Origin of the sequence: Rhodococcus sp. SORGH_AS_0301, assembly GCF_030818285.1 — a bacterium.
Lineage (GTDB): Bacteria > Actinomycetota > Actinomycetes > Mycobacteriales > Mycobacteriaceae > Rhodococcoides.
Map to the genome: position 1 here is coordinate 2,574,704 of NZ_JAUTAC010000002.1, position 26,413 is coordinate 2,601,116.

A 26,413-nucleotide genomic window follows, 5' to 3' on the forward strand; every position below is an offset into this window, starting at 1 on the left:
GCAAACCCCTCACCGCTCGGGTCGGAAGCCTCCGCGGTCCGTGCCCTCGTCCGCCGCCTGGTCCGGCGTCGGATCCTCCGGCTCGAAGGACGCCGGAAGCTTCTTGAAGTGCGCGTTCATCGACCGCACCAACAGGGCGGTACCGATGAGCAACAGCACGATGATGACGAGGCCGACGGGTGACGCCTTACCGAACTCGGGCCCGGTGTTGTTCTGCGCCAGTATGATCGACGCGCTGAGCACGGTCATCTAGGACTCGATCCCGGCGAACAGGTCGGTCTCGGGCAGCGACGTGCGCACGCGGGTCCGCGCCAGCTCGTACTCCTCGGTCGGCCACAGCTTCTTCTGCACGTCGACCGGGACCGCGAAGAAGCGGCCGTTCGGATCGATCTGGGTGCGGTGCGCACGCAGTGCGTCGTCACGCTGCTGGAAGTAGTCCGCGCACTCCACCTGGGTGGTGACGCGCTCCATGATCTCGCCGCGATCCTTCGGCCACTGCGCGAGCCATTCCGTGAACGGCCCCTCCTGACCGGAGGCGATCATCTCGTCGTCGAACAACTGCATGCGCTGGCGGATGAAGCCGTGGGAGTAGTAGAGCTTCGAGACCTCCCACGCCTCGCCCGTTCCGGGGAACTGCTCGGGATCGCCGGCCGCCTCGTACGCGGCGACCGACACCTCGTGGCAGCGGATGTGGTCGGGGTGGGGGTAGCCACCCTTCTCGTCGTAGGTCGTCATGACGTGCGGCTTGAAGTCGCGCACCACGCGCACCAGAGCCTCGGTCGACTCCTCGAGCGGCACCAGCGCGAAGCATCCCTCGGGAAGCGGCGGCAGCGGATCTCCCTCCGGCAGACCGGAGTCCACGAACCCCAGCCACGTCTGCTGCACCCCGAGAATGGCTGCGGCAGCGGCCATCTCCTCCTTGCGCACCTCGGACATGCGCTCGCGCACACCGGGGATGTCCATGGCCGGGTTGAGGATGTCGCCGCGCTCACCGCCGGTGAGCGTGACCACCAGCACCTCGTTGCCCTCGGCCGCGTAACGCGCCATGGTGGCAGCGCCCTTGGAGGACTCGTCGTCGGGATGGGCGTGCACTGCCATCAGTCGCAGTCCGCTCACGTGTGCCTCACTTCAACTATCGGTGGTGCTCCGGTTCCGGTCCGGGCACCTCCAATAGTTCCACTTCGTCCGGTACCCCGCCGAGGCGGTACCGGGTCCGCGGGTAAGTTCGACGGCGATGTCCACCACGCCGCAGAGTCTCCCCGAGGGTCGCTACCCCACCAGTCGGGGAATCGCCCCGTCCCGTGTCCTCGCCGTGGCTCTGACGCTGCTGGTCATCGCGCTGGGCGTGGCCGTCGCCTACCTCGGATACACCAAGTTCACCACCCCCGACGTCGACGGGACCATGGTGTCGTTCGACATCGTCGGCGAGGACCGCGTCGACGTACGCCTGAACGTGACCAGGGACGACCCGTCCCAGCCCGCGGTCTGCATCATCCGATCGCGATCGCGCGACGGAACCGAGACCGGGCGACGCGAAGTACTGATCCCGGCGTCCGAGAACGGCACCGAGGACGTCCGCAGCTTCGTGATCACCTCGGCCGCGCCGGGCCTCGCCGACCTCTACGGATGCAGCCTGGACGTGCCGGAACATCTCACACCTCGGTGACCGTCGGGTGCCGACCAAGAAACCACGAAGTTCTTTCGTGGTAAAATCGCTTCGTACACGGCTCACCCAGTGGGGCCGTGTATTGCTGCATTGACGGGCGTAACGCGAGCACTCGAGCCAAGGGCCGTTCGCATCGACCGCGTTCCGCCCCGGCGGAACGCCCTGCTCGTGACGGAGCTCGCGCACCAGCGCGGGCTCTCTTTCACGTGTGGGCTCGGTGACACCACCGCACGCCGCCTACGAATACCGGAGCCGAACGGCTCTGAAGAACACGAGGGAGTGATCGAGATGAGCGAGACCCAGGTGACCTGGTTGACCCAGGAGTCGCACGACAGGCTCAAGGGCGAACTCGACCAGCTCATCGCCAACCGACCCGTCATCGCCGCGGAGATCAACGAGCGACGGGAAGAGGGCGACCTCAAGGAGAACGGTGGATACCACGCCGCCCGCGAGGAGCAGGGCCAGCAGGAGGCGCGTATCCGCCAGCTGCAGGAGCTGCTGAACAACGCCAAGGTCGGCGAGGCTCCCACCCAGTCGGGCGTCGCGCTCCCCGGGTCGGTCGTCAAGGTCTACTACGACGGTGACGAGTCCGATTCCGAGACGTTCCTCATCGCCACGCGTGAGGAGGGCGCACGGGACGGCAAGCTCGAGGTCTACTCCCCCAACTCGCCCCTCGGCGGCGCATTGATCGACGCCAAGGTCGGCGACACGCGCGAGTACTCGCTGCCCAACGGCAAGACCATGAAGGTCACGCTCGCGAGCGCGGAGCCGTACCACAACTGATCTCGCACGACGCATGTCGTTCGGCCCCGCACGTTCGCGTACGGGGCCGAACTGCGTTTCCCATCCGTGTGGCCGCCGGGCTCGAAGCCCTGGTGTAACAGGCACGCGCTCGCCGAGCGATGAACGCCATGGAGGTGCCACCAGATGAGTCTCGCCACGAAGGCATTCGCAGGGTTCGACATCGACGACCGCCACGTGCGGGTGGTCGTCACCGACGCGGCCGTGATCACCGATGCGGCAGCCGCGGCGCGCACCGCCCTGGACACGTGGCTCGACATCGTCTCGCTCACCCGTGCGGACTCCGAACTGCAGCGACTGAACCGCTCCTTCGGCCGGACCATGCGCGTCTCCCCTGCTCTGGCGGACCAGGTGCGACACGCCCTCGCCGCCGCGGACCTGACGGCCGGCGCCGTCGATCCGCTCCGCAGCTCGGGCACGGACACTCACGAGGCCATCGAGGTCGACGGTCTCGGCGTGCGCCTTCCCGGCTGGGCCACAGTCGATCTGGACGCGACAGCGCTCGCCGTGGTCGTGGAGCGCATCGCCGCGACGATCGCACGCCGCTTCGCCTGCGGGGCACTGGTGTCGGTGTCGGGTGCGAACTCGACCGACACCGACATTGCCGTCGCCGGGCCGGAACCCGTTCGTGGATGGCAGATCTCGGTGATCGACGGCTCGGCGGAACGCCTCGTTCCGATCGCCTCGGGAACCACGATGGTGACCACCACGGGCACCACCACGGCCACGGTGGCCGCGTCCTCCCCCGTGGTGGCAGCCGCGCTGTCGCGCGCCGCGGCAGCGGGCGCCGACGCGCTGGTCGATCGCGCCGCCGACCACGCCTCCGCCGCGGTCTTCATCGCCGCCTGATCACTCCTGAACTGTCTGATCACTCCTGAACTTCGGCCTCGTATCCTGCGGCCGCGAGACCAGACAGCACGGCGGCGCGGTGGTCCGGGCCCCGGGTCTCCAGGGTCATCATGATCTCGACCTCGTCCATCGCCAGCCGCCCCGCCGTGCGCGCGTGCACCACGTCGACCACACTCGCGGCCGTGTCGCGTGCTACGCCGAGCACCCCCACCAGGCCGCCCGGGCGATCGGGGATGACGATGCGCACCGTCAGATAGCGACCCGCCGCTCGCAACCCGTGCGCGACGACGTGTGTCAGCAGGAGCGGATCGATGTTGCCGCCGGACAGGACAGCGACGATCGGCCCGTCACCGTGGAACTGTTCGGGATGGTCCATGAGCGCAGCGACGGCTGCCGCTCCGGCGGCTTCGACGATGAGTTTGGCGCGCTCCATACACAGCAGCAGTGCCCGCGACAGCGCGTCCTCGCTGACGGTGATCACGCGGTCAACCATCTCGGTGACGTGTGCGAAGGGCACCGCCCCGGGACGCCCCACGGCGATGCCGTCGGCCATCGTCGACATCCGTTCGGCGGAGATCGGCATACCGGCCTCGAGCGATCCGGGCCACGCGGCTGCCTGTTCCGCCTGCACCCCGACGATGCGAATGTCCTTGCCGCTCAACGCGACGGCAGCGGCGATGCCGGCGACGAGACCGCCGCCGCCGGTCGGCACCACGATGGTGCCCACATCGGGCATCTGGTCGAGAATCTCGACGCCGACCGTGGCCTGGCCAGCGACCACGTCGATGTGATCGAACGGGTGGATCAGCACGGCGCCGGTCTCGTCGGCGAAGGCCATGGCCGCCAGGAGAGCCTCGTCGATGGTGGTGCCCACCTGGTGAATGGTGGCCCCGTACGCCTTGGTGGCCACCAACTTCGGCAGCGGCGCACCGTTCGGCATGAACACCGTCGACGCGGCCCCGAGTTCCGACGCCGCCCACGCGACGCCCTGCGCGTGATTGCCGGCACTGGCCGCGACCACCCCACGAGCGCGCTCCTCGTCGGTCAGACCCGCGATCCGGTTGTACGCACCCCGCGGCTTGAACGATCCGGTGCGCTGCAGGTTCTCGCACTTGAGCCACACCTGGCGGTCGGTGCGATCGGACAGGACACGGGACGCCACGAGGGGTGTGCGGCGCATGACCGGGGCGAGCAGCGCGGTGGCGCGGTCCAGCCGGTCGGCGGTGAGGAGATCCATGGCTGGAACCCTAAACCCGAATGCCCCCAGGCGAGCGTCAGGCGAGCGCCTGTTCTATGTCGCCCACCAGGTCGGCGGCGTCCTCGATGCCGACGGACAGGCGCACCAGGTCGTCCGGCACCTCGAGCAGCGAGCCGGCGGTGGAGGCGTGGGTCATGGCGCCGGGATGCTCGATCAACGACTCGACGCCGCCCAACGACTCGGCGAGAGTGAAGATCTCGGTGCGCGCGCAGAGGTCCAGCGCCGCCTGGCGGCCACCCTTCAGACGGACCGACACCATGCCGCCGAACCGACGCATCTGCTTGGCGGCGACGGCGTGGGACGGGTGGCTCTCGGATCCCGGGTAGATGACCGAGGAGACGGCGGGGTGACCCGTCAGCAGCTCGACGATCTTCTCGGCGTTGTCGCTGTGCCGCTCCATGCGCAGGGCGAGCGTCTTGATGCCGCGCAGTGTCAGGAACGCGTCGAACGGTCCGGGAACACCGCCGGCGCCGTTCTGCAGGAAGGCGAACGACGCGTCCAGTTCCTCGTCGTTGCACACGAGGGCGCCGCCGACGACGTCGGAGTGTCCACCGATGTACTTGGTCGTCGAGTGCAGCACCACGTCGGCGCCGAGCGTGAGGGGCTGCTGCAGGTACGGCGACGCGAACGTGTTGTCGACGACGATCTTCGCGCCCGCCTCGTGTGCGACGCCCGACAGAGCCTCGATGTCGCCGACGTTGAGCAGCGGATTGGTGGGCGTCTCGACCCAGACCAGCTTCGTGTCGGGGCGAATGGCCTCGCGCACGGCGTCGACGTCCGACACCGCGGCCACCGAGTACTCGATGCCCCACTGGGTGAACACCTTGTCGATGAGCCGGAAGGTGCCGCCGTACGCGTCGTTCGGGATCACGAGGTGGTCGCCCGGGCGCAGCGACGCCCGCAGGAGGGCGTCCGTCGCGGCCATGCCCGAGGAGAACGCGCGACCGTAGTGGCCGTTCTCGAGGGCTGCCAGGTTGGCCTCGAGCGGACGCCGGGTCGGGTTGCCGGTGCGGGCGTACTCGAACCCGCTGCGCATACCACCCACGCCGTCCTGGGCGAAGGTGGAGCTCGCGTAGATCGGGACGTTGACCGCACCGGTCAGCGGGTCGGGCTCGTACCCGGCGTGCACCGCGCGAGTGGAGAACCCCTGCCAGGACGTCGTGTCGGACTTGCTGCGCTGCTCACTCATGCGCACCAGCCTAACGAGCGGGCAGGCCGGAGGCCGGTCGGGATGGGTCAGTAGTTCCGTGTGTCAGGACGCGGTGGTGACGAATCCGAGGAGATCGTGGCGGGTGATGACGCCGACCGGCTTGCCGTCGTCGACGACCATGACGGCGTCGGTGTCGCCGAGCGTCTTCGTCGCGGCCGAGACCGGCTCACCGGCGCCGATGAGCGGGAACGGCGCACTCATGTGCGTCTTCACGGCGTCGGACAGGTTCGCCCGGCCCTCGAACACGGCACTGAGCAGATCGCGCTCGCTGACACTGCCCGCGACCTCGCCCGCCATGACCGGCGGCTCGGCGCCGACGACCGGCATCTGGGAGACGCCGTACTCGCGCAGGATCTCGATGGCGTCGCGCAGCGTCTCGGACGGGTGCGTGTGCACGAGGTCGGGCAGTGCGCCGGACTTGCCGCGCAGCACGTCGCCGACGGTGGGCTCGGCGGTGCCGCCATCGAGCCGGGTGCGCAGGAAGCCGTAGGAGCTCATCCACTTGTCGTTGAAGATCTTGCCGAGGTAGCCGCGACCACCGTCGGGCAGCAGGACGACGACGAGGGCGTCCGGGCCCTCGCGCTCGGCCACCTGCAGCGCGGCGACCATGGCCATACCGCAGGATCCGCCGACCAGCAGGCCCTCCTCGCGGGCCAGGCGACGCGTCATCTCGAACGAGTCGGCGTCGGACACGGCGATGATCTCGTCCGGGATCGACGGGTCGTACGCGCTGGGCCAGAAGTCCTCGCCCACGCCCTCGACGAGGTACGGCCGGCCGGTCCCGCCCGAGTAGACGGAACCCTCGGGATCGGCACCGATGATCTTCACCGCACCGCCCGACATCTCCTTGAGGTAGCGACCGGTTCCGGTGATGGTGCCGCCGGTACCGACGCCGGCGACGAAGTGCGTGATCTTGCCGTCCGTGTCGTTCCAGATCTCGGGTCCGGTGGTCTCGTAGTGGCTCTGCGGACCACCCGGATTGGCGTACTGGTTGGGCTTCCAGGCACCGTCGATCTCGCGCACGAGGCGGTCCGAGACGCTGTAGTAGCTGTCCGGATCCTCGGGGGCGACAGCGGTGGGGCACACGACGACCTGCGCGCCGTAGGCACGTAGGACGTTGCGCTTGTCCTCGCCGACCTTGTCGGGGCACACGAAGACGCACTTGTAGCCGCGCTGCTGTGCGACGAGGGCCAGGCCGACTCCGGTGTTGCCGGAGGTGGGCTCGACGATGGTGCCGCCGGGCTTCAGTTCACCGGACGCCTCGGCCGCCTCGATCATCTTGACGGCGATGCGGTCCTTCGAACTGCCACCGGGATTGAGGTACTCCACCTTGGCGGCGAGGAGTGCGGACCCGGGGGCGACGACGGTGTTCAGCTTCACCAGCGGGGTGTTGCCGATGAGGTCGACGACGCTGTTTGCAATGCGCATGCGTCCATCCTCCCAGATGTCCGGCCGGACACCCACCGAGCCTCGTCGCGCTGCGGCGATCGCACTGCACGGCACCACCGTCGGCGCACCTAGAATCGGACAGGTGAACGGAGGTGCGATGCAGCAGGGCGGCTCGGGTCGCGGTGGGTGGCGACAGGCAGCGGTGGCGGGAGCCGCCACCGTCGTCGCGGGATCCGGCGCGGGAACGCTGTCCTGGGCCGCGTACCGGCACCTGCTGGCGCAGGCGGCCGCTGCCCGGACCGTGATCGGCCGCAGCACGGACCGGCCGCCCGAGGCCGACGGTGTGTACGCCCCGGGTGCGCGCGTCCCGCAGCGGTGGCGCCCCGGCGTGCAGTCCGACCTGCACCTGATGATCTTCGGCGACTCGACGGCGGCCGGCATGGGCTGCGTCGTCGCGGACGAGGTGCCGGGCGTGCTGATCGCGCGGGGTCTCGCCGACGAGAGCGGGAAGCGGATCCGGTTGAGCACCAAGGCCATTCCCGGCGCGACATCCAAGGGACTCGAGGGTCAGGTCGATGCGATGCTGGTCGCCCACCACGACCGGCCCGACGCTGCCGTCGTCTTCATCGGCGCCAACGACGTCACCAAGAAGCATGCGGTGGCGGCCTCGGCCGAGCGTCTGCGTACCGCGGTGCGTCGCCTGCGGGCGGAGGGCACCGTCGTGGTCGTCGGAACGTGCCCGGATCTCGGTGTCGTCACCGCCATCCCGCAGCCGCTCCGCGCTGTCGTGCGGACGTGGGGCCACCGACTCGCGCGGGCTCAGACGTCGGCGACGCTCGCCGCCGGCGGCCACCCCGTCGCGCTGGCGGATCTGCTCGCCCCGGAGTTCCTCGCGGCACCGGAGCGGATGTTCTCGGCCGACCGTTTCCATCCGTCCGCGGCCGGATACGAACTCGCTGCCCAGCAGATCCTGCCCGTGCTGGCGGCCGCGCTGGGCGAATGGGCGGGCGGCCCCCTGCCGACGCTGCCCACGGTGTCGGACGTCGCCGAGCAGCGTCGCCTCGTCTCCCGCCTCACCGCCTCGGCCAACCGCCACGTGTCGCGGCTACGGCCGCGAGACGCCCTGCAGTGACCGGGGGCCCACCGGACGAGAGTTACCCTCCAGTCATATCGTCGCCAACCCGAGGAGTCCTCCCATGCCAGAAGCAGTGATCGTGTCCGTGGCCCGTTCGCCCATCGGGCGCGCGATGAAGGGGTCGCTCGTCAGCATGCGTCCCGACGACCTCGCAGCGCAGATGGTCAAGGCAGCCCTCGACAAGGTGCCCGCCCTCGACCCCACCATGATCGACGACCTCCTCATGGGGTGCGGTCTGCCCGGCGGCGAGCAGGGCTTCAACATCGGCCGCAACGTCGCCATCCAGCTCGGCTACGACTTCCTCCCCGGCACCACCATCACCCGCTACTGTTCCTCGTCGCTGCAGACCACCCGCATGGCACTGCACGCCATCAAGGCCGGCGAGGGCGACGTGTTCATCTCCGCCGGAGTCGAGACCGTCTCCCGCTTCGTCAAGGGCAACTCCGACTCCTACCCGGACACCCAGAACCCCATCTACGCCGACGCGCAGGCCCGCACCGAGAAGATCGCCGAGGGTGGCCAGACCTGGTCCGACCCCCGCGAGAACGGCAACCTCCCCGACGCCTACATCGCGATGGGCCAGACCGCGGAGAACGTCGCCCAGCTCACCGGCATCAGCCGTGAGGAGCAGGACCACTGGGGCGTCCGCAGCCAGAACCGCGCCGAGGAAGCCATCGCCAAGGGCCACTTCGAGAACGAGATCACCCCGGTCACGCTGCCCGACGGCACCGTCGTCAGCACCGACGACGGCCCCCGCGCCGGCACCACCTACGAGAAGATCTCGCAACTGAAGCCGGTCTTCCGCCCGGACGGCACCATCACCGCCGGCAACGCCTGCCCGCTCAACGACGGCGCCGCGGCACTGGTGATCATGTCGGACACCAAGGCCAAGGAACTCGGCCTGACCCCGCTCGCCCGCGTCGTGTCCACCGGCGTCTCGGGCCTCTCGCCCGAGATCATGGGCCTCGGCCCCATCGAGGCCTCGAAGAAGGCGCTCGCGCTCGCCGGCAAGACCATCGACGACATCGACCTGGTCGAGATCAACGAAGCCTTCGCCGTCCAGGTGATCGGCTCCGCACGGGAACTGAAGATCGACGAGGACAAGCTCAACGTCTCCGGCGGCGCCATCGCCCTCGGCCACCCCTTCGGCATGACCGGTGCCCGCATCACCGCGACCCTGCTCAACAACCTGCGCGCCCACGACAAGCAGTTCGGTCTCGAGACCATGTGCGTCGGCGGCGGACAGGGCATGGCCATGGTGCTCGAGCGCCTCAGCTGAGTCGGTCTCGTACAGCAGACAGCCCCCGCCCTCCGAGAGGAGGACGGGGGCTGTCAGCTGTGACGACTACCGCTGGAACTAATCGTTGTTGAAGTAGCTCAGCAGTCGCAAGATCTCGACGTACAGCCAGACCAGGGTGATGGTCAGACCGAGCGCGACGCCCCAGGCAGCCTTCTCCGGTGCCTGGGCACGGATCAGCTGGTCGGCCTGGTCGAAGTCCAGCAGGAAGCTGAATGCTGCGAGGCCGATGCAGACGAGGCTGAAGATGATGGCGATCGGTCCGCCGTCGCGCAGACCGAAACCGCCGTCCATGAAGAAGCTGGCGATCAGGTTGCCGAGCATCAGTACGACCACGCCGATGAGGGCGCCGACGATCATGCGGGTCAAGCGAGGAGTCACGCGGATCGCGCCGGTCTTGTAGACGATCAGCATGCCGAAGAACACGCCGAACGTACCGAGCACAGCCTGCACGATGAGCGAGCTGCCGTTGCTCACGCCGAACATCGGACCGGTGAAGAGGAGCGACAGGGCACCGAGGAACACGCCCTCGAAGGCCGCGTACGCGAGCACCAGGGGCGCGCTGTCCATCTTGCGGCCGAACGTCGCCACGAGGACGAGGACGAAGCCGATGAGTCCGCCGCCGATGACGAACATCGGGGCCAGGCCGGGGTTGTTGCTCGCGAGCACGTAGGACGCGATGGCGAACACCGTCAGGACACCGAGGGTGGTGGCCGTCTTGGTGACGACGTCGTCGATCGTCATCGCACGCTGCTGCGGACCGGTCTGGTACGGCTGCGGCTGTCCCTGCGGGGAGCCGTACTGCTGGGTGACCGCACCGGCACCGGCGGCGGCCGAACCGAAGGAGGCATATCCGCCTCCCGCCTGCTTGGGCAGATTGCGGAACACCGGGTTGCTGGAAGTGCGCACCGTGTCTCATCCCTTTCGTGTGGTGGAGCCTGTGTATCTCTCAACGTTCGGATGCGACGGAAAAGTTCCCATCGGACAAAACGGACTGTACCGGGCGGACGTCGCCGTTCCCCCAGCGCAGTACCGCATCAGTACACACGGTCGGCGCACGTTTGTCCGCTCACGTTTGTCGCTCGGGCGATCCGGGCACCTTCTCCCTCATGAGCATCGAAGACGGACCCGGAGACACGCTGGACCAGAGTGAGAGTCTCGACTCGGACGAGATCCGAGGCACGGACGACGTCGACGACGTGGTCACCCCGCCGGACTCGTGGACCGAGGCCGACAAGTTCGGCACCACCGAACGCGAGGCGCGTGAGGGTGAGAGCCTCGACCAGAAGCTGGCCGAGGAAGTGCCGGACGTCCCGCTGGAGGAGGAACTCGACGTCCCCGTGGCGGCGACACCAGACGACGAACTGACCGAGGAACTGGTGGACCGAGTCGTCGACAGCGACGACGAGAACGACTACATCGCGGACGCCACGGAGGACGACGGCACCGACGGCGCCGCCGTGAAGGACGCGGACGTGGTGGACGGAGTCGTGGTTGAGAACTCTGCGACGCACCGCGGCCAGATCGACGGGACCCCCGAGGACGCGGGCTCCTACTTCGACTGAGTCACGTCCGCCTGACTTGTGCGGCCGACACACTCACCGTCACCTGATCGACCGGGTGACGGTGAATTTGTCGTTGCGGCCCATCACCTCCGTCGGCCCCACCATGCGCGCGAGCATGGAGCGGAACCGCAGGTGTGAGTTGTGCACCGCCCACAGTTCGCCGCCGGGGCGCAGGACGGTCCGCGCGGCCGCGAAGAGTTTCTCCGCTCCCCCGGTGTGCACGGCCGCGTTCTCGTGGAACGGTGGATTGCACAGGATCACGTCGGCGCTCGCGGGCGCCTCCGACGCCATGGCGTCGTCCCGACGCGCCGTGACCCGCACGCCGGACGCCTCCGCCGTGGCCACCGCCGAGGCCACCGCCGCGGCCGAGCGGTCTGTGGCGACCACCTCCGCGTCCGGCCGCAGGCGCGCGGCGAGGACCGCGAGAATGCCGGTCCCGCACCCCAGATCGACGATGCGGCGCGCGTCGGGCGACATCCGGTCGAGGAACGTGCACAGGTACCGGGTGCCGATGTCCAGCCGGTCCCCGGAGAAGACGGCACCGTGGGCGACCACGGTGAGGTCCAGATCGGCGAGGACGGTCGACACGGGGTACGTCGCGCTCTCGCGAGGCAGCGGCCCGGTCGCCACCAACCCGCGGGACTTCTGCGCCGCGCGGGTGGCCGCCACGTCGGTGAAGTTCGCGGCGAGCACGTCGTTCATCGACCGACTCATATGTTTGAGTCGACCCGCCGAGATGACGCGGACCGACGGATCCGCCCAGCGGGCAACGGCTTCGGCGATCTCGGTGAGCTCGGCGAGGGCGCGGGGAAGCTGCAGCAGCACCACGGTCGCACCGTCGAGCAACTCTCGATCAAACGCGTGGTTCGTGTAGACGTCGCCGAGGCCGAGCGCGCCGGCGTTGCGGGCCAGCGCGAGCTCGGAGGTGAGGGGATCCTGGTGCACGCGAATGCCGGTGAGGCCGTGCGCGGCGGCGGTCCCGAGGGTCAGCGCGCCGTACCGGTCGCCGATCACCGCGACCGACCCGGGCTCGGCGGTGGAGGTCGACTCCGCGGCCTCGGCCAGGATCAACCGGTCGGAGGCGTCGACGGCGTGGAGATTGGGCGCCTCGACATCGGGTGAGCGACGGAGCGCGCCGAGAACATGGTCCGGATCCTGCATCGTCGCAGTCTCTCACTCCCACCGAACCTTGCTTGAATCCCGACGTCAGCGGGCATCATCGACCCATGGGACTCACAGTGGCAGTGACCGGTCCGACCGGCGAGATCGGCATGTCGGCGGTGGACGCGCTCGAGCGCGATCCGGCCGTGGACCGCATCCTCGGCATGGCGCGACGACCGTTCGACGTGGACGAGCACGGCTGGACCAAGACGGAGTACCGGCAGGGCGACATACTCGATCGTGAGGCGGTGGACGCCTTCGTCGCCGAGGCGGATGTCGTGGTGCACCTCGCCTTCCTCATCATGGGATCGCGTGCCGAGAGTTCACGGATCAACCTGGCCGGGACTCGCACCGTCTTCGAGGCGACGGTGGCCGCCGCGCGGCCGACACGGCTCGTCTACACCTCGTCCGTCGCCGCGTACGGCTATCACTCGGACAACCGGGTGCCGCTGACCGAGGACACGCCGACGCGCGGATCGAAGGAGCACTACTACTCCGAGCAGAAGGCCGAACTCGAGGAGGTCCTCGACGAGGTCACCGCGGGATCGGACCTCGAGGTGTACGTCCTGCGGCCGTGCATCGTCGCCGGCCCGAAAGCGCCCGCCCTGGCCGACTCCATGCCGTGGCGCTCGATCGCCGCCCAGCTCCCCGCACCACTGGGGGCCGTGGTCGGCGCGGTGCGTCCGGTGTTCCCCGACCCGGGACACCCGCTGCAACTGGTGCACCACGACGACGTGGCGACGGCCATCGCGCTCGCCGCGACCACGGACGCACCTCCCGGCCCGTACAACATCGCGGGCGACGGGGTGGTGTCCCTGTCGCAGGTGGCGGCCGCGCTGGGCGCCTTCCCGGTGCGGGTGCCGTCCCTGCTCGGGTCTGCGGCGTCGGCGGTGATCCGCACCCTCCCGTTCGTCCCGTCGATGGTGGAGTGGGTGCACGTGGGACGGACGTCCGTCGTCATGGACACCTCGAAGGCCAAGCGCGACCTCGGGTGGCATCCCGCGCACAGCAGCTCCGCCACTCTGAACGCCCTCGTCGCGTCGCTGTGACACGACGGGGAGTTGCACCGGGTACGAGCACCCCACTAGCGTGACTCCGCGCACTTGAACACCGTTCAAGTGGTTCTCGCTCACGCCACGCACAGGAGTCCCGACCGTGTCCCCTCGTTTCTCGGCTCGTGACCTCGCTCAGGTCGCCGTCTTCGCGGCACTGATCGCGGCACTCGGCCTTCCCGGCTCCATCACGGTCGGCATCAGCGGTGTGCCCATCACCCTGCAGACCCTCGGCGTCATCGCCGCGGGCGCGGTTCTCGGCGCCCGCAAGGGTGCGGCCGCGGTACTGGTCCTGCTCGCACTCGTCGCGATCGGCCTGCCGTTGCTCGCCGGCGGACGCGGCGGTCTCGGCGTCTTCGCGGCCCCCAGCGTCGGGTACCTCGTCGGATGGGTCGTGGGCGCCTTCGTCATCGGCGCGCTCACCCGGCTGATCGTCCCGTCCTACACGCTGTGGGCCGGTCTGCTCGTCAACGCCGTGGGCGGCATCGCCGTCATCTACGTCTTCGGCGTCCTCGGCCTCCTGCTGCGCACCGACCTCGGCGTAGGGGCGGCCATCGCGTCCACGGGCGCCTACGTTCCCGGCGACGCGGTCAAGGTCGTCGTCGCGACCGTCGTCGCGAAGGGCGTGCACCGCGCCTACCCCGGTCTCGTCGCGCCGCGGCGTCGCGCGACCGTCGGGTCCGCCGCCTGACATGGTGCGCTCGTCCCCGCGCGATCCGATCCTGCTGGCGGGACGGCGGACGGCGATCGGCACGGCGGGGCATGCGTTCGCCGACCTGACGGCCGCCGACCTCGCGGCACCCGTCCTCGCCGACGTCGCTCGCCGGGTGCACCATCTCGGCCGCATCGACGACGTCGTCCTGGGCAACTGCCTCGGTCCCGGCGGCGACCTCGCTCGGGTCGCCGCGCTGCAGGCCGGTCTCGGTCACCACGTCCCTGGCGTGACGGTCGACCGCCAGTGCGGCTCGGGCCTCGACGCCGTGGCCCTGGCCTCGTCCCGTGTCCGCGCGGGTGACGACGCCCTGATTCTCGCGGGGGGAGTCGAATCGGCGAGCACGGCGCCGTGGCGTTTCCACGCCCCGGTCGGCGACGGGGGTCCGCAGCGGTACACGCGCGCACCGTTCACCCCGCGCGGTCACCCCGACCCCGACATGGGCACGGCCGCGGACGATCTCGCCCGCACGCTCGGCATCGACCGGGAGCGACAGGACGCGTACGCCGAACGCTCGCACCGACTCGCCTCGCAGACGGACTTCTCGGCGGAGATCGTCACCGTCGCCGGGATCGATCGGGACGAGCGGGTGCGCAGCGGACTCACCACGGCGCGTCTGAGCAGGCTGCGTCCGGCGTTCTCCCCCGACGGCACCGCCACCGCGGGCAACTCGTGCGGCATCTCCGACGGCGCGGCCGTGCTCGCCGTGACGACCGCGGACCGGGCCGACGGCCCTGCCCTGCGGGTACTCGGCTGGGCCGTCGCCGGGACGGATCCCGCGCTCCCCGGACTGTCCCCCGTGCCCGCGGTCCGCGCCGTCCTCGACCGCTGCGGAGTCGACCTGTCCGACGTCGGGATCGTCGAGATCACCGAGGCCTTCGCCTCGGTGGCCCTGGCGGCCGTCGACCGTCTGGGCATCGATCCGGACATCGTGTGCCCGCACGGAGGGGCCATCGCGCTCGGACACCCGTGGGGCGCCTCCGGAGCGATTCTCCTCGTCCGGTTGGCTGAGCAGATGGCCACGACCGACTCCCCCGCTCTCGGTCTTGCGGTGTGCGCCATCGGCGGTGGTCAGGGCATCGCCATGCTCGTGGAACGAGTCGGAGCATGAGCGTGATCCGGTTCGATCACGTCTCGCACGGATACGGCGATCGGCCCGTGCTGCGCGACATCGATCTCGAGATCACCGAACACCGCGTCGGCATCGTCGGATCCAACGGCTCCGGGAAGTCGACCCTGGCCCGCATGATCAACGGTCTGGTGTCGCCGAGTTCCGGCACCGTCACCGTCGACGGTCTGAACGTCGCGCGCAAGGGTGGCCAGGTGCGACGGAAGGTCGGGTTCGTGTTCACGGACCCGGACAACCAGATCGTGATGCCGACCGTCGCCGAGGATCTGGCGTTCTCGCTGCGCCGCACCGGAGCGTCGAAGGACGAGGTGGCGGACCGCGTCGCCGACATGCTCGACCGTTTCGGGCTGGCCGGTCACGCCGATCATCCCGCGCACCTGTTGTCCGGCGGACAGAAACAGATGCTGGCGATCGGCGCGGTGCTGATCCGCCGACCCGAGGTCCTGGTGGCCGACGAACCCACCACGCTTCTCGATCTCCGCAACTCCCGCAAGGTCGGCGCGGTGTTCGACACTCTCGAGCAGCAGGTCGTCGTGGTGACACATCACCTCGATCTCCTGACGAACTTCGATCGCGTCATCGTGATCCACGACGCTCGGGTCGCCCACGACGGACGGCCCGCCGACGCCCTGCCCGCGTACGAGGCGCTGCTCGAATGATCGGCCTCTACCGACCCGGTCACTCGCTCCTGCACCGGCTTCCGGCCGGGTGGAAGCTTCTGCTGCTCATGGTCGGCGTCATCGCGGTCATCGCCCTCGTTCGCCGACCGGTCGACGTCGCGGTCGCTGCCGGCGTGGTCGCCGTTCTCTTCGGGGTCGGGGGCATCGGCCCGCGGACCGCACTCGCGCAGATCCGGCCGCTCTTCTGGATGATCGCGATCATCGCGGTGTTCCAGGTGATCATCACGACCCCGGCCCGCGCCGTGGTCGTGTGCGGGATTCTCGTCGTCACGGTGGCCGCGGCGAGTCTGGTCACCCTCACCACCCGGGTGACCGCGATGCTCGACGTGTGCGGCAGGGTCCTGGAACCGTTGCGGCGCTTCGGCGTCGACCCCGACCGTATCGGACTGCTGCTGGCACTGACGATCCGGCTCGTCCCCCTCCTCACCGGCATCGTGCACGAGGTCTCCGACGCACGGAAGGCCCGCGGACTGCAGTGGTCGATGACCGCGCTGGCGACACCCGTGGTGGTCCGCGCGCTGCGGACCGCGGATGCGCTGGGAGACAGTCTCGTCGCCCGCGGTGTGGACGACGACCGGGACGATGACGCGTGATCGCGGACTCGATCGACGAGCGCATCGGTCGTCGCGCCCGGGACCGTCCGGACTCGCTCGCGGTCGTCGCCGCGGACGGCAGTCTCACCTATCGTGAGATGTGGGATCGGTCGGGACGCGTCGCCGCACGCCTGCTCGGTGCGGAGCGAGTGGCCGTCCTCCCGGCGTCCGATCTCGGTTCCGTCGTCACGGTTCTCGGCGCGATCCGTGCAGGTTGCTCGCTCGTGCTCCTGCACCGCCACCTGCTTCCCGACCACCTCGCATCGGTTCTCGAGATCGGTCGCCCCGCTGCGGTGATCGCCACGGAGCGCGGGCGGACCCGGCTGCGTCGACTCGGCGTCACCGGCACGCTCACCTCGCCCGACGACCTCGCCGCCGCACCCGCGGTCCCCCTCCCGGCACCGGACGAGGCCGGAGAACTGTTGGCTGGGTTGACCTCCGGCACGTCGGGCACTCCCAAGCTCTTCGTCCGCTCGCGGCGATCGTGGTCGCGCACGCTCGATCGGTCCGACGAGGAGTTCACCGTGGACCGGCACTCCCGGGTGTCCGCACCGGGCGTCCTGGACCACACCCACTTCCTCTACGGACTGGTGCACGCGCTCACGCGAGGTGCTGCCGTGGACCTACGGCCCCTCGAGTCGTGGTCCTCCGCGGGAGACGTCGACCCGACGCACGTCTACACCGTGCCCACCCTCGCACACGACATCGCCGTGTCCAGCCGACCCGGGCTGGCGCAGGTCCGAGAAGTGTTGTCCTCGGGTGCTTTCTGGCCGCGCTCCGGTCGCGACGCCCTGTCCGCTCGCGTTCCCGGCGCTCGGTTCGTCCACTTCTACGGCGCCTCGGAGCTGTCATTGGTGGCCGTGGACTCCTCCACCGAACCGGTTCCCGACGGCTCCGCCGGGCGGCTCGTCTCGGGTGTCCGCACGAGAACTGTGGACGGCGTCGTCAGCGTGCACAGCGACATGCTGTTCGACGGATACCTGACCCACCCCGACCACGCGGAACCGTCCGACGGGCCCGTGAACGGGTGGACGAGCGTGGGCGATCGGGGCGAGATCCACGGCGGGTGGCTGTTTCTCGCGGGCCGCAGTTCCGACACCATCGTGCGCGGCGGCCTCAAGGTGGAGCCACTCGATGTGGAGACCGCCCTGCGGGGGTTTCCCGGCGTGCTCGACGCGGCGTGTGTGGGCGAGCCGGATCCGAGGATGGGGCACGTCCCGGTCGCGGCGATCACGGTCTCGGAGCCGGTCGACCGCACCGCTCTGCGGCGTCATCTGCGGGCGCACCTGGAGGCACCGGCGATGCCCACCCGCGTGGTCACGGTGCCCGCGCTCCCCCGCACGGCCCGCGGCAAGCTCGACCGCCCGGCCGTCCTGGCGATGATCGCGACCGGGTCTCGATCCTGACGGCTCGCTGTGCTGCGGACGTATTGTCCGAACAAACTATTGACTTCCCTTGTGATGTGGATTACACATATGTCGGGCCGCGACCGAAGAGGTCACCGGCTCGATCCATTCCAAGTCGTACCCAGTATGTCGCCGCGTTGTTCTCTCGTCGGCGTTCGAGAAAGAGACCGAATGACACGTCATTTCACCCGTCGGGGCACTGCTGTCGCTCTCGGCGTGGCACTGAGCGTCAGCCTGGCAGCGGGCTGCTCCAGTTCGGGCGGCGCACCGGAGTCCTCCGGTGACGGCGGCGGCAACGCCGGCACGGCCGACACCCCGCGCGCCACGATCGCGATGATCACGCACGAGGTTCCCGGTGACACGTTCTGGGACCTCATCCGCAAGGGCGCCGAGGCGGCTGCGGCCAAGGACAACATCGAGCTGCGCTACTCGGCCGATCCCGAGGCCCCGAACCAGGCCAACCTGGTGCAGAGCGCCATCGACTCCGACGTCGACGGCATCGCGGTCACACTGGCCAAGCCCGACGCCATGGCACCCGCCGTCGAGGCCGCCACGGCCGCCGGCATCCCGGTCGTCGCCTTCAACTCCGGCTACGACGCGTGGAAGGACCAGGGCGTCCAGCAGTACTTCGGCCAGGACGAGACCATCGCCGGCCAGGCCGTCGGTGCGCGTCTGACCACCGAGGGTGCGAAGAAGACCCTCTGCATCATCCAGGAGCAGGGCCAGGTCGCCCTCGAATCCCGTTGCGCCGGTGTGACGCAGGGCTTCACCGGCGGTTCCACCGAGATCCTGAACGTCAACAGCAAGGACATGCCGTCCGTCGAGGCCACCATCACGGCCAAGCTGCAGCAGGATCCGACCATCGACCACATCGTCGCCCTGGGCGCCCCCATCGCGCTGACCGCGGTGCAGTCCAAGGCGAACGCCAACTCCGAGGCCACGGTGGTCACCTTCGACACCAACGCCGCACTCGTCGAGGCCATCCAGAGCGGCGACGTCGCGTGGGCCGTCGATCAGCAGCCGTACCTCCAGGGCTACCTGGCCGTCGACTCGCTGTGGCTGTACCTGAACAACGGCAACACCATCGGTGGCGGCACGCCCGTTCTGACCGGCCCGGCCTTCATCGACTCGACGAACATCGACGCGATCGCCGAGTACGCCAAGGGCGGCACCCGCTAGCCTCCACGCACACGAGATCCGGTGCAGAGATCCGCGTTCACCGCGGATCTCGGCACCGGATTCGTCGTCGTGGGGTCAGGTCAGGTCGTTGTTCTTCGTCTCCACCAGTGCTCGCGTGCAGATCAGACTGAGCACCGACAGGAGCGCCAGCATGACGCCCACGGCGATGCTGCCGAACTGCGCCGTCAACGGAGCCGCCAGCAGCGGTGGGATCGCACCGCCGAGCACGCCCGCCAGGTTGTAGCCGAGACCGGCACCGGTGTAGCGGAACCGGGTCCGGAACAGCTCCGGGAGCAGCGCACCGGTGGGGCCGTAGGCGATACCGAAGATGGACAGGGTCACGCACATCGCGATCACGTACGCCGTACTCGATCCCGTGTCGAGGATCGGGAACAGGGCGAGCGACCAGGGAACGGCCGCCGCGCAGGACACCATGATGACGCGGCGCCGACCCACCCGATCCGAGAACGTCGCCGACAGCGCGATGGTGATGCCGAAGATCACCGCACCGACGATGCCGGTCCACAGCACGAACGGCCGGTCGAAGCCGAGGGTCTTCGTGCCGTAGCTCGTGAGATACGCGGTGCCCATGTAGAACAGCGAGAACAGCGACGCCAGCGCACCGGCCGCGAGCAGCACCTCGCGCTTCTGCACGTGCCACGCCTCGAGCACCGGGAGCCGGGTGGGAGCGGACGGCGTGGTCGCGGCGGCGGCCTGATCGGCCTTGAACACCGGCGTCTCCTCGATCGCGAGGCGCATGTAGAGACCGATCAGCACCAGCACGGCGCTGAAGAGGAACGGGATTCGCCACCCGTAGTTCAGGAACGTGTCGTTGGTGTCGCCGAACACGGCGCCGGTCACCAGGAACGTCGTGCTGGAGAGGATGAAGGCGGCGGCCGGACCGAGCTGCGGGAACATGCCGTAGAAGCCGCGCCGCTTCGCCGGTGCGTACTCGGCGGTCAGCAGCGTCGCTCCCGCCCATTCGCCGCCGACGGCGAACCCCTGCCCGAACCGCAGCACCACCAGGATGATCGGTGCGGCGACGCCGATGGTCGCGGCACCGGGGAGCAGCCCGATGACGAAGGTGGAGACACCCATCAGCAGCAGCGTCGAGATCAGCGTCTTCTTGCGGCCGATGCGGTCGCCGAAGTGACCGAACAGCACGGCTCCCGCGGGACGCGCGACGAACGCGACGGCGAAGGTGGCGAACGAGGCCACGGTGCCGGCTGTCGATCCCAGTGCCGGGAAGAACACCGTCGGGAACACCAGCGCGGCCGCGGTGCCGTAGATGAAGAAGTCGTAGAACTCGATGGTCGTTCCGATGCCGCTGGCGACGGCCACCTTGCGGACGCTCGTGGCGGGCGGTGCCGCGACGGGTGGTGCCGAGGTGGCGCGCGCCGTCGCGTCGTCCGGCGAAACTGTGGTCATGGTTCTCCATCCGAGGTGAGGATCGTCCGAATCGTCGGACTCGGGAGGAACGTATGTGACCTGAACCACTCCCACCACCCTCCGAAGAGGGGGGCGGGATCCGGCGGGCGGGCGGTCGCCCGGCGCTACGCTCGACCGATGATCGTCGATGCCCTGCTCGCCGTACTCCCCGCCGATCGGGTGGTGGTCGATCCCGACGTCATGGCGTCCTACCAGCACGACGAGGCCGAGTGGGCGCCGTCCGCGACCCCTCTCGCGGTGGTGCGTCCGGCCACGGCCGACGAGGTCCAGGCGACGGTACGGGCATGCCTCGACCACGGCACCGCCGTGGTGACCCGCGGCGCCGGGACAGGACTCTCCGGCGGCGCGAACGCCACCGCGGGGTGCATCGTCCTCGCGCTCGACCGCATGACCGCGATCACCGAGATCGATCACCTCGAGCGGTACGCCGTCGTGCAACCGGGCGTGATCAACGACGATCTGCGCGCTGCCGTCGCGGAGGTCGGCCTCTGGTACCCACCGGATCCGGCGAGTTCGCCGTGGTCGACCATCGGCGGCAACGTCGCCACCAACGCCGGCGGCCTGTGCTGCGTGAAGTACGGCGTGACCCGCGACTACGTCATGGGCATGGAGGTGGTCACGGGCACCGGTGAGAAGGTCCGACTCGGCCGACGCACCGCGAAGGGCGTCGCGGGGTACGACCTCGCCGGACTGATGGTCGGCTCGGAAGGAACACTCGGCGTCATCACCGAGATCACCGTCAAGCTGCGCCCCCTCCAGGACCCGCAACGCACCGTCGCCGGCTACTTCGACTCGATCGTCGACGCGGGCCGAGCGGTCGCCGCCGTCGCCGCCGCCGGGCTCACCCCCTCCGCTCTGGAACTGGTGGACAAGCAGTGCCTCCTCGCGGTGGACGCGTGGAAGAACATAGGACTGTCCGTCGACGCCGAGGTGGTGCTGCTCGGCCGCGTGGACACCCCCGGGCAGATCGGTGACCAGGAGGCGGAGAAAATGCTCGCCTGCTTCGACGAGGGCGGCGCCACCTGGTCGGCGGTGTCCACCGATCAGGAGGAGGCGGACGCGCTCTTCGCGGCGCGGCGCCTGGCCTACCCGGCCATGGAACGACTGGGCCCGGTGCTCACCGAGGACGTGTGCGTCCCCAAACGCCATGTGCCGGAAATGCTGTCGCGGATCGAGAAGATCGGCATCGCCCACGACGTCGTCATCGCCAACATCGCCCACGCCGGCGACGGCAACCTGCACCCACTGCTCATCACACCCCCGGGCGACGACGCCGCCCGAGCACGCTCGCAGGCGGCGTTCGCCGAGATCATCGACGCCGCACTCGCCCTCGGCGGCACGGTCACCGGCGAGCACGGCGTCGGCCTGCTCAAGATGCACGGACTCGTCCAGGAACTCGATCCGGTGGTCCTCGCGATGCACCGCGCGGTCAAGGACGCACTCGATCCGCAGGGCATCCTCAACCCGGGCAAGGTGTTCGACCAGCTAGGCTCGCCCGTGTGACCGACACCCCCGCACGTCCCGTCATGCCCGACGACCTGCGCGAGTTCGCCGAGGCGGCAACAGGATTCATGCCCGCCGACGAGGGACTCGCGCTCTTCGACGCCACCGCCGAGTTCCTGGGCGACGGCGTGGTGGTGGAGATCGGCACCTACTGCGGCAAGTCGACCGTGTACCTCGGCGCCGCGGCGCGCGCCACGGGCGGCCGTGTGGTCACCGTCGACCACCACCACGGATCCGAGGAGCACCAGGTCGGCTGGGAGTACCACGACACCACGCTCGTCGACCCGGCCACCGGTGCGCTGGACACTCTCGGACGATTCCGCCGCACCCTGGCGGGGGCGGGCCTCGAAGACGTCGTCGTCGCCGTCGTCGGCCGTTCCGGCGACGTCGCCGCGCTGTGGAAGCATCCCGTCGACGTGGTGTTCATCGACGGCGGCCACACCGACGAGGCGGCCACGGTCGATTTCCAGGGGTGGGCGCCGTGGGTCGCGGTCGGAGGCGCCCTGCTCATCCACGACGTGTTCCCGGATCCGGCGGACGGCGGGCAGGCCCCGTACCGCATCTACCGGCGCGCCCTCGACAGCGGCATGTTCACCGAGAACCGCGTGGTCGGCTCACTGCGAGTGCTGGTGCGGACCTCGGGTCAGCCGGGCACGCTCGCCGGGTAGAACTCCCCGGCGCAACCGCAGCTGCGATGCGCACCGGAGAGCCCGACGGGCAGATCGTCCCCCCGGAAGATGCCGGATCCGGCACTGGACCGGGACAGGGCGTCGGCCGCCAGAATCATGGCTCCGGTGGTCCACGTCGTCCTCTCGACGGGCCACCGCTTGCCGTCCGCGTAGACCAGCCCGGTCCAGTACGACCCGTCGTCCTCCCGCAGGTGCTGCATGCTTCCGAGCAGGTCCGTCGCCACGTCGACCCGGTCCATCGCGTCGAGAGTCAGAACCAGCTCACACGTTTCGGCACCGGTGACCCACGGTCGGTCGTCGACACAGCGGATTCCGAGCCCCTCCACGACGAAGTCCGACCACCGGTCGTCGATGCGCCGCCCGGCCGCCGGTCCGCGCACGGCGCCGCCCAGGATCGGGTAGTACCAGTCCATGGAGTACGACGGCTTCGGCGTGAAAGCCGAGAGGTGATGCCGTAGAACGTGACCCAGCCGGCCGACGGCGACCTCCCAGTCCGGCTGCGGGTCGCCGATGTACGCCGCGAGTGCCAGCGCGCACCGCAGACTGTGGTGGATGCTGGCGTTCCCGGTGAGCAGGGCCTCGGCACGCGATCCGTTCGGCCCTGCGGCCCAGGCGATCTCGCCGCGGTCGGTCTGCAGACCGAGGACGAAGTCGACGGCGCGGCGCACGGTGGGCCACAGGGCCAGGGCGAAGTTGTCGTCGCCGGTGACGAGGAAGTGGTGCCACACTCCCACCGCGATGTACGCGCAGAAGTTGGTGTCGGCGCCGGCGTCCTCCACGACGTCGCCGCGCAGCCGGATCGGCCAGGTGCCGTCGCTGCGCTGCGTGCGCCGCGACCACTCGTAGGCGGCGTCGGCCTCCTCGACGAGGCCCGCGGCGCTGAGCGCCATGGCCGATTCGACGTGGTCCCACGGGTCGAGGTGCCCGCCCTCGGACCACGGAATCGCCCCGGACCGGACCTGGACGGCGGCGATGCTGCGCGCACTGGCGAGACACTGCTCGGCGGACAGGATTCCGGGAACCGACGGCGTCACGTGATCAGTGAGCGCCACGTCCGGCCCCCGGTCCGCCGATCCCGGTCTCCGGCTTGCGCAGGTAGATCACCACGGACTTGCCGATGACGGGATTCAGGACCTGCTCGAGCACTCGGGTGGTGCGCGGGGCCTTCATCATGTCCCACACCAGCATCGAGTGATAGCCGCGCACCAGCGGGTGATCGTCGTTCCGCACCCCGACCGCGCACTTGAGCCACCAGTACGGAGCGTGCAGTGCGTGCGCGTGGTGGGTGTGCGTGACCTCGAGGCCGGCCGCGGTGAGCGACGCCGCCAACTCACTCGCACGGTAGATCCGGACGTGGCCACCCTCGTTCGCGTGGTACTCGTCGGAGAGGGACCAGCAGACCCGCTCGGGCAACCAGCGCGGGACACTCACCGCCACCGTGCCGCCGGGGCGCACCACGCGCGCGATCTCGGCGATGGCCGACGCGTCGTCCGGCACGTGCTCGAGCATCTCGGACACGATCACCCCGTCGAACCACTCGTCCGGGAACGGCAGGGACAACGCGTCGCCGACGACCGTCTCCGCCGTGGCGGACTCCGGTACCTGCTTCTCCTCGGCCATCGCGCCGAACATGACCTTGACCTCGTCGAGTTCGTCCGCGTTCTGGTCGAAGGCGGTGACATGGGCCCCGCGGCGGTACAACTCGTAGGAGTGGCGCCCCTGGCCGCACCCGATGTCGATGACGCGATCGCCCGCACCGAAGCCGAGCCGGTCGAAGTCCATCGTCAGCATGTCGTCTCTCGATTCCCTCGTCCACGGCGATCGGCGATCGCCTTCTCGTACTCCGCGACGGTCGCGGCGGCCACCGCCGGCCAGCCGTAGGTCTGCGTGGCCCGTTCCCGCCCGCGCTCGCCCATGGCGCGTCGGCGGGGCTCGTCGTCCAGCGCGCGCATCAGGGCCCGCGCCAGGGCGTCGCTGTCACCGGGAGGCACCAGATCGGCGCAGAGCCCGTCGGGCCCCACGACCTCGGGGATCGCCCCGGTGCGGCTCACCACGAGGGGGGTCGCGCAGGCCATGGCCTCGATGGTCGGGAGCGAGAAGCCCTCGTACAGCGACGGCACGCAGGCCACGTCGGCCGACGCCAGCACGCGCGCCAGTTCGGCGTCGTCGAGACCGCTCCGCGTCCGCACGATGTCGTCGATACCGAGATCGTCGATCAACGTCCGGGTCGGCCCTGCGGGGTCCACCTTCGACACCAGTTCGAGTTCGACATCCCGCTCGGTGCGCATCTTCGCGACCGCCTCGAGAAGGTGCCGCACACCCTTGAGGGCGACGTCGGCACTCGCGACGGCGACGATGCGGCCGGGAACTCGCGGCGCCGCGCCGGGGGTGAACACGGTGGTGTCGACCCCGAGCGGGACCACCGTCACCGCACCCGGAGCGACCCCGAACGCGTCCACGATGTCCACCGCGGACGAGCGGGACACGGTCAGCAACCGCGGGATCCGGCGCGCCACCCGCCGCTGCATGGTGAGGAAGCCGTACCAGCGCCGCACGGTGATCCGTCGTCGCCACGGCGCCGCCGCGAGGTCGAGGGCACGGTCGCGGGTGATGGGGTGATGAATGGTGGCCACGAGCGGCAACGGGATGCGCAGCAATCCGTAGCTCAGCGACTGGTTGTCGTGCACCACGTCGAACTCGTCGGCTCGCGCGCGCAGCAGACGAGCGGCGCGCGCCCCGAACGTGCGGGGCTCCGGGAACCCGGCCGTCCACATGGTCAGCACCTCGGACACGTCGACCAGGTCTCGGATCTCGGAGGGCCGCGGGGTGCGGAACGGATCGTCGTCTCGATAGAGGTCGAGGCTCGGTACTCGCGTGAGCCGCACCCGCGGGTCGAGATCGGGATAGGGCTGACCGGAGAACACCTCGACCTCGTGCCCCTCGTCCACCAGCGCTCGACTCAGACGCGCGACGTAGACACCCTGACCGCCGACGTGGGGCTTGCTCCGGTAGGACAGCAGAGCGATACGCACGTGGGTCCCCCGAGCTGTCGCGGCAGTGTGATGGCAGACACCCTCGCCGCGGTGGAACCGGCGATCATGTCCCGATGTGTCTACCACCTTCCGTTCTTCCCGAATCCACACGACCGACGACCAGCACTGATTCACACTGGACCTCCCCGCCACCCGAGATCGAGGAGACGACGATGACCGGAACCGGCGACAGGGCGCTGCACATCCACTCACCGGCGGGTCTGCCGTTCATCGATGTCCGGCGCGAGTTCGACGCACCCGTGTCCGCGGTCTTCCGGGCGCACGCGGAGCCCGAACTGGTGTCCCGCTGGCTCGGTCCCGCCGGCTACGAGATGTCGGTCGAGGAGTACGACTTCCGCGGCGGTGGCCGGTACCGCTACGTCCACCGTGATCCCGGCGGTGCGGAGTACGCGTTCCACGGCGTGTTCCACACGGTGCGGACGAACGAGTTCGCCGTGCAGACCTTCGAGTACGAGGGCTTCCCCGACGTGGTGAGCATCGAGTTCCTCACGTTCGTCGACCTGGGTGACCGCTGCCGGCTGGAGGGCCACTCGGTGTACCCGACACTGGAGGCGCGGGACTCGATGGCAGCGAGCGGCATGGAGAAGGGCATGCGGGAGGGCTACGAGCGCCTGGACGATCTGCTGGGCTGACCGGG

The 26,413-nt window shown here is 69.6% G+C and carries 27 protein-coding genes; 16 read left to right on the forward strand and 11 right to left on the reverse strand.

Features of this window, described 5'->3' with window-relative positions:
- Window positions 1–9: 9 nt before the first annotated feature.
- Together QE397_RS12660 and mca are read right to left on the reverse strand one after the other, a co-directional pair.
- The gene (locus QE397_RS12660) at window positions 10–249 is read right to left on the reverse strand and encodes a hypothetical protein (RefSeq protein ID WP_027503939.1); all 240 of its coding nucleotides are present in this window, start codon (window positions 247–249) and stop codon (window positions 10–12) included.
- Window positions 250–1,098, reverse strand: a complete 849-nt coding sequence (mca, locus tag QE397_RS12665) for a mycothiol conjugate amidase Mca (RefSeq protein ID WP_037184227.1) — start codon at window positions 1,096–1,098, stop codon at window positions 250–252.
- A 136-nt stretch (window positions 1,099–1,234) separates the two neighbouring features.
- Between mca and QE397_RS12670 the strand changes: the two genes are divergently transcribed.
- The 3 genes from QE397_RS12670 to QE397_RS12680 all read left to right on the forward strand — a co-directional run bounded on the left by QE397_RS12670 (window position 1,235) and on the right by QE397_RS12680 (window position 3,316).
- The gene (locus QE397_RS12670; protein ID WP_027503941.1) at window positions 1,235–1,666 is read left to right on the forward strand and encodes a DUF4307 domain-containing protein; all 432 of its coding nucleotides are present in this window, start codon (window positions 1,235–1,237) and stop codon (window positions 1,664–1,666) included.
- A gap of 288 nt (window positions 1,667–1,954) precedes the next feature.
- Window positions 1,955–2,449 (forward strand): transcription elongation factor GreA, encoded by a 495-nt coding sequence (gene greA / locus QE397_RS12675; RefSeq protein WP_027503942.1) that lies wholly within the window; start codon window positions 1,955–1,957, stop codon window positions 2,447–2,449.
- Between the two features lie 144 nt (window positions 2,450–2,593).
- Complete coding sequence (locus tag QE397_RS12680; protein ID WP_307095097.1) at window positions 2,594–3,316, forward strand: FAD:protein FMN transferase; 723 nt, start codon at window positions 2,594–2,596, stop codon at window positions 3,314–3,316.
- A gap of 19 nt (window positions 3,317–3,335) precedes the next feature.
- Here the strand turns inward: QE397_RS12680 and ilvA are convergent, their stop codons facing one another.
- From ilvA to QE397_RS12695, 3 genes are all read right to left on the reverse strand, one after another.
- On the reverse strand, window positions 3,336–4,553 hold the full coding sequence (ilvA, locus tag QE397_RS12685; protein WP_027503943.1) for a threonine ammonia-lyase: 1,218 nt from the start codon (window positions 4,551–4,553) through the stop codon (window positions 3,336–3,338).
- 37 nt (window positions 4,554–4,590) lie between these two features.
- Window positions 4,591–5,763: a cystathionine gamma-synthase gene (locus QE397_RS12690; protein WP_027503944.1), complete on the reverse strand. Its 1,173-nt coding sequence runs from the start codon at window positions 5,761–5,763 to the stop codon at window positions 4,591–4,593.
- A 63-nt stretch (window positions 5,764–5,826) separates the two neighbouring features.
- Complete coding sequence (locus QE397_RS12695) at window positions 5,827–7,212, reverse strand: cystathionine beta-synthase (protein ID WP_027503945.1); 1,386 nt, start codon at window positions 7,210–7,212, stop codon at window positions 5,827–5,829.
- Between the two features lie 118 nt (window positions 7,213–7,330).
- On the opposite strand from QE397_RS12695, the gene QE397_RS12700 reads away from it, so the two are divergent.
- Together QE397_RS12700 and QE397_RS12705 are read left to right on the forward strand one after the other, a co-directional pair.
- Complete coding sequence (locus QE397_RS12700) at window positions 7,331–8,305, forward strand: SGNH/GDSL hydrolase family protein (protein WP_051613045.1); 975 nt, start codon at window positions 7,331–7,333, stop codon at window positions 8,303–8,305.
- A gap of 64 nt (window positions 8,306–8,369) precedes the next feature.
- Window positions 8,370–9,587 (forward strand): acetyl-CoA C-acetyltransferase, encoded by a 1,218-nt coding sequence (locus QE397_RS12705; protein ID WP_222638200.1) that lies wholly within the window; start codon window positions 8,370–8,372, stop codon window positions 9,585–9,587.
- A 78-nt stretch (window positions 9,588–9,665) separates the two neighbouring features.
- Here QE397_RS12705 and QE397_RS12710 read toward each other — a convergent pair whose 3' ends face one another.
- A complete protein-coding gene (locus QE397_RS12710) occupies window positions 9,666–10,514 on the reverse strand; it encodes a Bax inhibitor-1/YccA family protein (RefSeq protein ID WP_027503947.1) in 849 nt (282 codons plus the stop codon).
- A 200-nt stretch (window positions 10,515–10,714) separates the two neighbouring features.
- Between QE397_RS12710 and QE397_RS12715 the strand changes: the two genes are divergently transcribed.
- The gene (locus tag QE397_RS12715) at window positions 10,715–11,170 is read left to right on the forward strand and encodes a hypothetical protein (protein ID WP_027503948.1); all 456 of its coding nucleotides are present in this window, start codon (window positions 10,715–10,717) and stop codon (window positions 11,168–11,170) included.
- 39 nt (window positions 11,171–11,209) lie between these two features.
- On the opposite strand, the gene QE397_RS12720 is transcribed toward QE397_RS12715, so the two are convergent.
- Complete coding sequence (locus QE397_RS12720; protein WP_307095101.1) at window positions 11,210–12,331, reverse strand: class I SAM-dependent methyltransferase; 1,122 nt, start codon at window positions 12,329–12,331, stop codon at window positions 11,210–11,212.
- A gap of 65 nt (window positions 12,332–12,396) precedes the next feature.
- Here QE397_RS12720 and QE397_RS12725 point away from each other — a divergent pair, with 65 nt between their 5' ends.
- The 7 genes from QE397_RS12725 (at window position 12,397) to QE397_RS12755 (ending at window position 19,082) form a co-directional block, all read left to right on the forward strand.
- Window positions 12,397–13,380 carry an NAD-dependent epimerase/dehydratase family protein gene (locus QE397_RS12725; RefSeq protein ID WP_222627471.1) on the forward strand — a complete coding sequence of 328 codons (984 nt, stop codon included), beginning with the start codon at window positions 12,397–12,399 and terminating at the stop codon, window positions 13,378–13,380.
- A 106-nt stretch (window positions 13,381–13,486) separates the two neighbouring features.
- Window positions 13,487–14,074 (forward strand): biotin transporter BioY, encoded by a 588-nt coding sequence (locus tag QE397_RS12730; protein ID WP_307095104.1) that lies wholly within the window; start codon window positions 13,487–13,489, stop codon window positions 14,072–14,074.
- A 1-nt stretch (window position 14,075) separates the two neighbouring features.
- Window positions 14,076–15,206, forward strand: a complete 1,131-nt coding sequence (locus QE397_RS12735; RefSeq protein WP_027503951.1) for a thiolase family protein — start codon at window positions 14,076–14,078, stop codon at window positions 15,204–15,206.
- A complete protein-coding gene (locus QE397_RS12740) occupies window positions 15,203–15,883 on the forward strand; it encodes an energy-coupling factor ABC transporter ATP-binding protein (protein WP_027503952.1) in 681 nt (226 codons plus the stop codon). Before QE397_RS12735 ends, QE397_RS12740 begins: the two co-directional genes overlap by 4 nt.
- Window positions 15,880–16,497, forward strand: a complete 618-nt coding sequence (locus tag QE397_RS12745; protein WP_307095108.1) for an energy-coupling factor transporter transmembrane protein EcfT — start codon at window positions 15,880–15,882, stop codon at window positions 16,495–16,497. The genes QE397_RS12740 and QE397_RS12745 overlap by 4 nt, the downstream gene beginning before the upstream one ends.
- Window positions 16,494–17,903: a class I adenylate-forming enzyme family protein gene (locus tag QE397_RS12750; protein ID WP_307095110.1), complete on the forward strand. Its 1,410-nt coding sequence runs from the start codon at window positions 16,494–16,496 to the stop codon at window positions 17,901–17,903. Before QE397_RS12745 ends, QE397_RS12750 begins: the two co-directional genes overlap by 4 nt.
- Before the next feature lie 171 nt (window positions 17,904–18,074).
- Window positions 18,075–19,082 carry a substrate-binding domain-containing protein gene (locus QE397_RS12755; RefSeq protein WP_027503955.1) on the forward strand — a complete coding sequence of 336 codons (1,008 nt, stop codon included), beginning with the start codon at window positions 18,075–18,077 and terminating at the stop codon, window positions 19,080–19,082.
- Window positions 19,083–19,157: 75 nt separating this feature from the next.
- Here QE397_RS12755 and QE397_RS12760 read toward each other — a convergent pair whose 3' ends face one another.
- Window positions 19,158–20,510: an MFS transporter gene (locus tag QE397_RS12760; protein WP_307095113.1), complete on the reverse strand. Its 1,353-nt coding sequence runs from the start codon at window positions 20,508–20,510 to the stop codon at window positions 19,158–19,160.
- Window positions 20,511–20,648: 138 nt separating this feature from the next.
- Here QE397_RS12760 and QE397_RS12765 point away from each other — a divergent pair, with 138 nt between their 5' ends.
- Window positions 20,649–22,034: an FAD-binding oxidoreductase gene (locus QE397_RS12765; RefSeq protein WP_307095115.1), complete on the forward strand. Its 1,386-nt coding sequence runs from the start codon at window positions 20,649–20,651 to the stop codon at window positions 22,032–22,034.
- A gap of 23 nt (window positions 22,035–22,057) precedes the next feature.
- Entirely contained in the window at window positions 22,058–22,702 is a 645-nt protein-coding gene (locus QE397_RS12770) for a class I SAM-dependent methyltransferase (protein ID WP_307097538.1), read from the forward strand.
- Here the strand turns inward: QE397_RS12770 and QE397_RS12775 are convergent.
- The 3 genes from QE397_RS12775 to QE397_RS12785 are packed head-to-tail and all read right to left on the reverse strand — an operon-like array spanning window position 22,678 to window position 25,755.
- Window positions 22,678–23,775, reverse strand: a complete 1,098-nt coding sequence (locus tag QE397_RS12775; RefSeq protein ID WP_307095117.1) for a prenyltransferase — start codon at window positions 23,773–23,775, stop codon at window positions 22,678–22,680. The two genes, QE397_RS12770 and QE397_RS12775, sit on opposite strands and share 25 nt — an antisense overlap.
- Window positions 23,762–24,514, reverse strand: a complete 753-nt coding sequence (locus tag QE397_RS12780; RefSeq protein WP_027503960.1) for a class I SAM-dependent methyltransferase — start codon at window positions 24,512–24,514, stop codon at window positions 23,762–23,764. The genes QE397_RS12775 and QE397_RS12780 overlap by 14 nt, the downstream gene beginning before the upstream one ends.
- Window positions 24,508–25,755, reverse strand: a complete 1,248-nt coding sequence (locus QE397_RS12785) for a glycosyltransferase family 4 protein (protein WP_056447340.1) — start codon at window positions 25,753–25,755, stop codon at window positions 24,508–24,510. The genes QE397_RS12780 and QE397_RS12785 overlap by 7 nt, the downstream gene beginning before the upstream one ends.
- 173 nt (window positions 25,756–25,928) lie before the next feature.
- On the opposite strand from QE397_RS12785, the gene QE397_RS12790 reads away from it, so the two are divergent.
- Window positions 25,929–26,408, forward strand: a complete 480-nt coding sequence (locus QE397_RS12790) for an SRPBCC family protein (RefSeq protein WP_027503962.1) — start codon at window positions 25,929–25,931, stop codon at window positions 26,406–26,408.
- Window positions 26,409–26,413 lie beyond the last annotated feature (5 nt).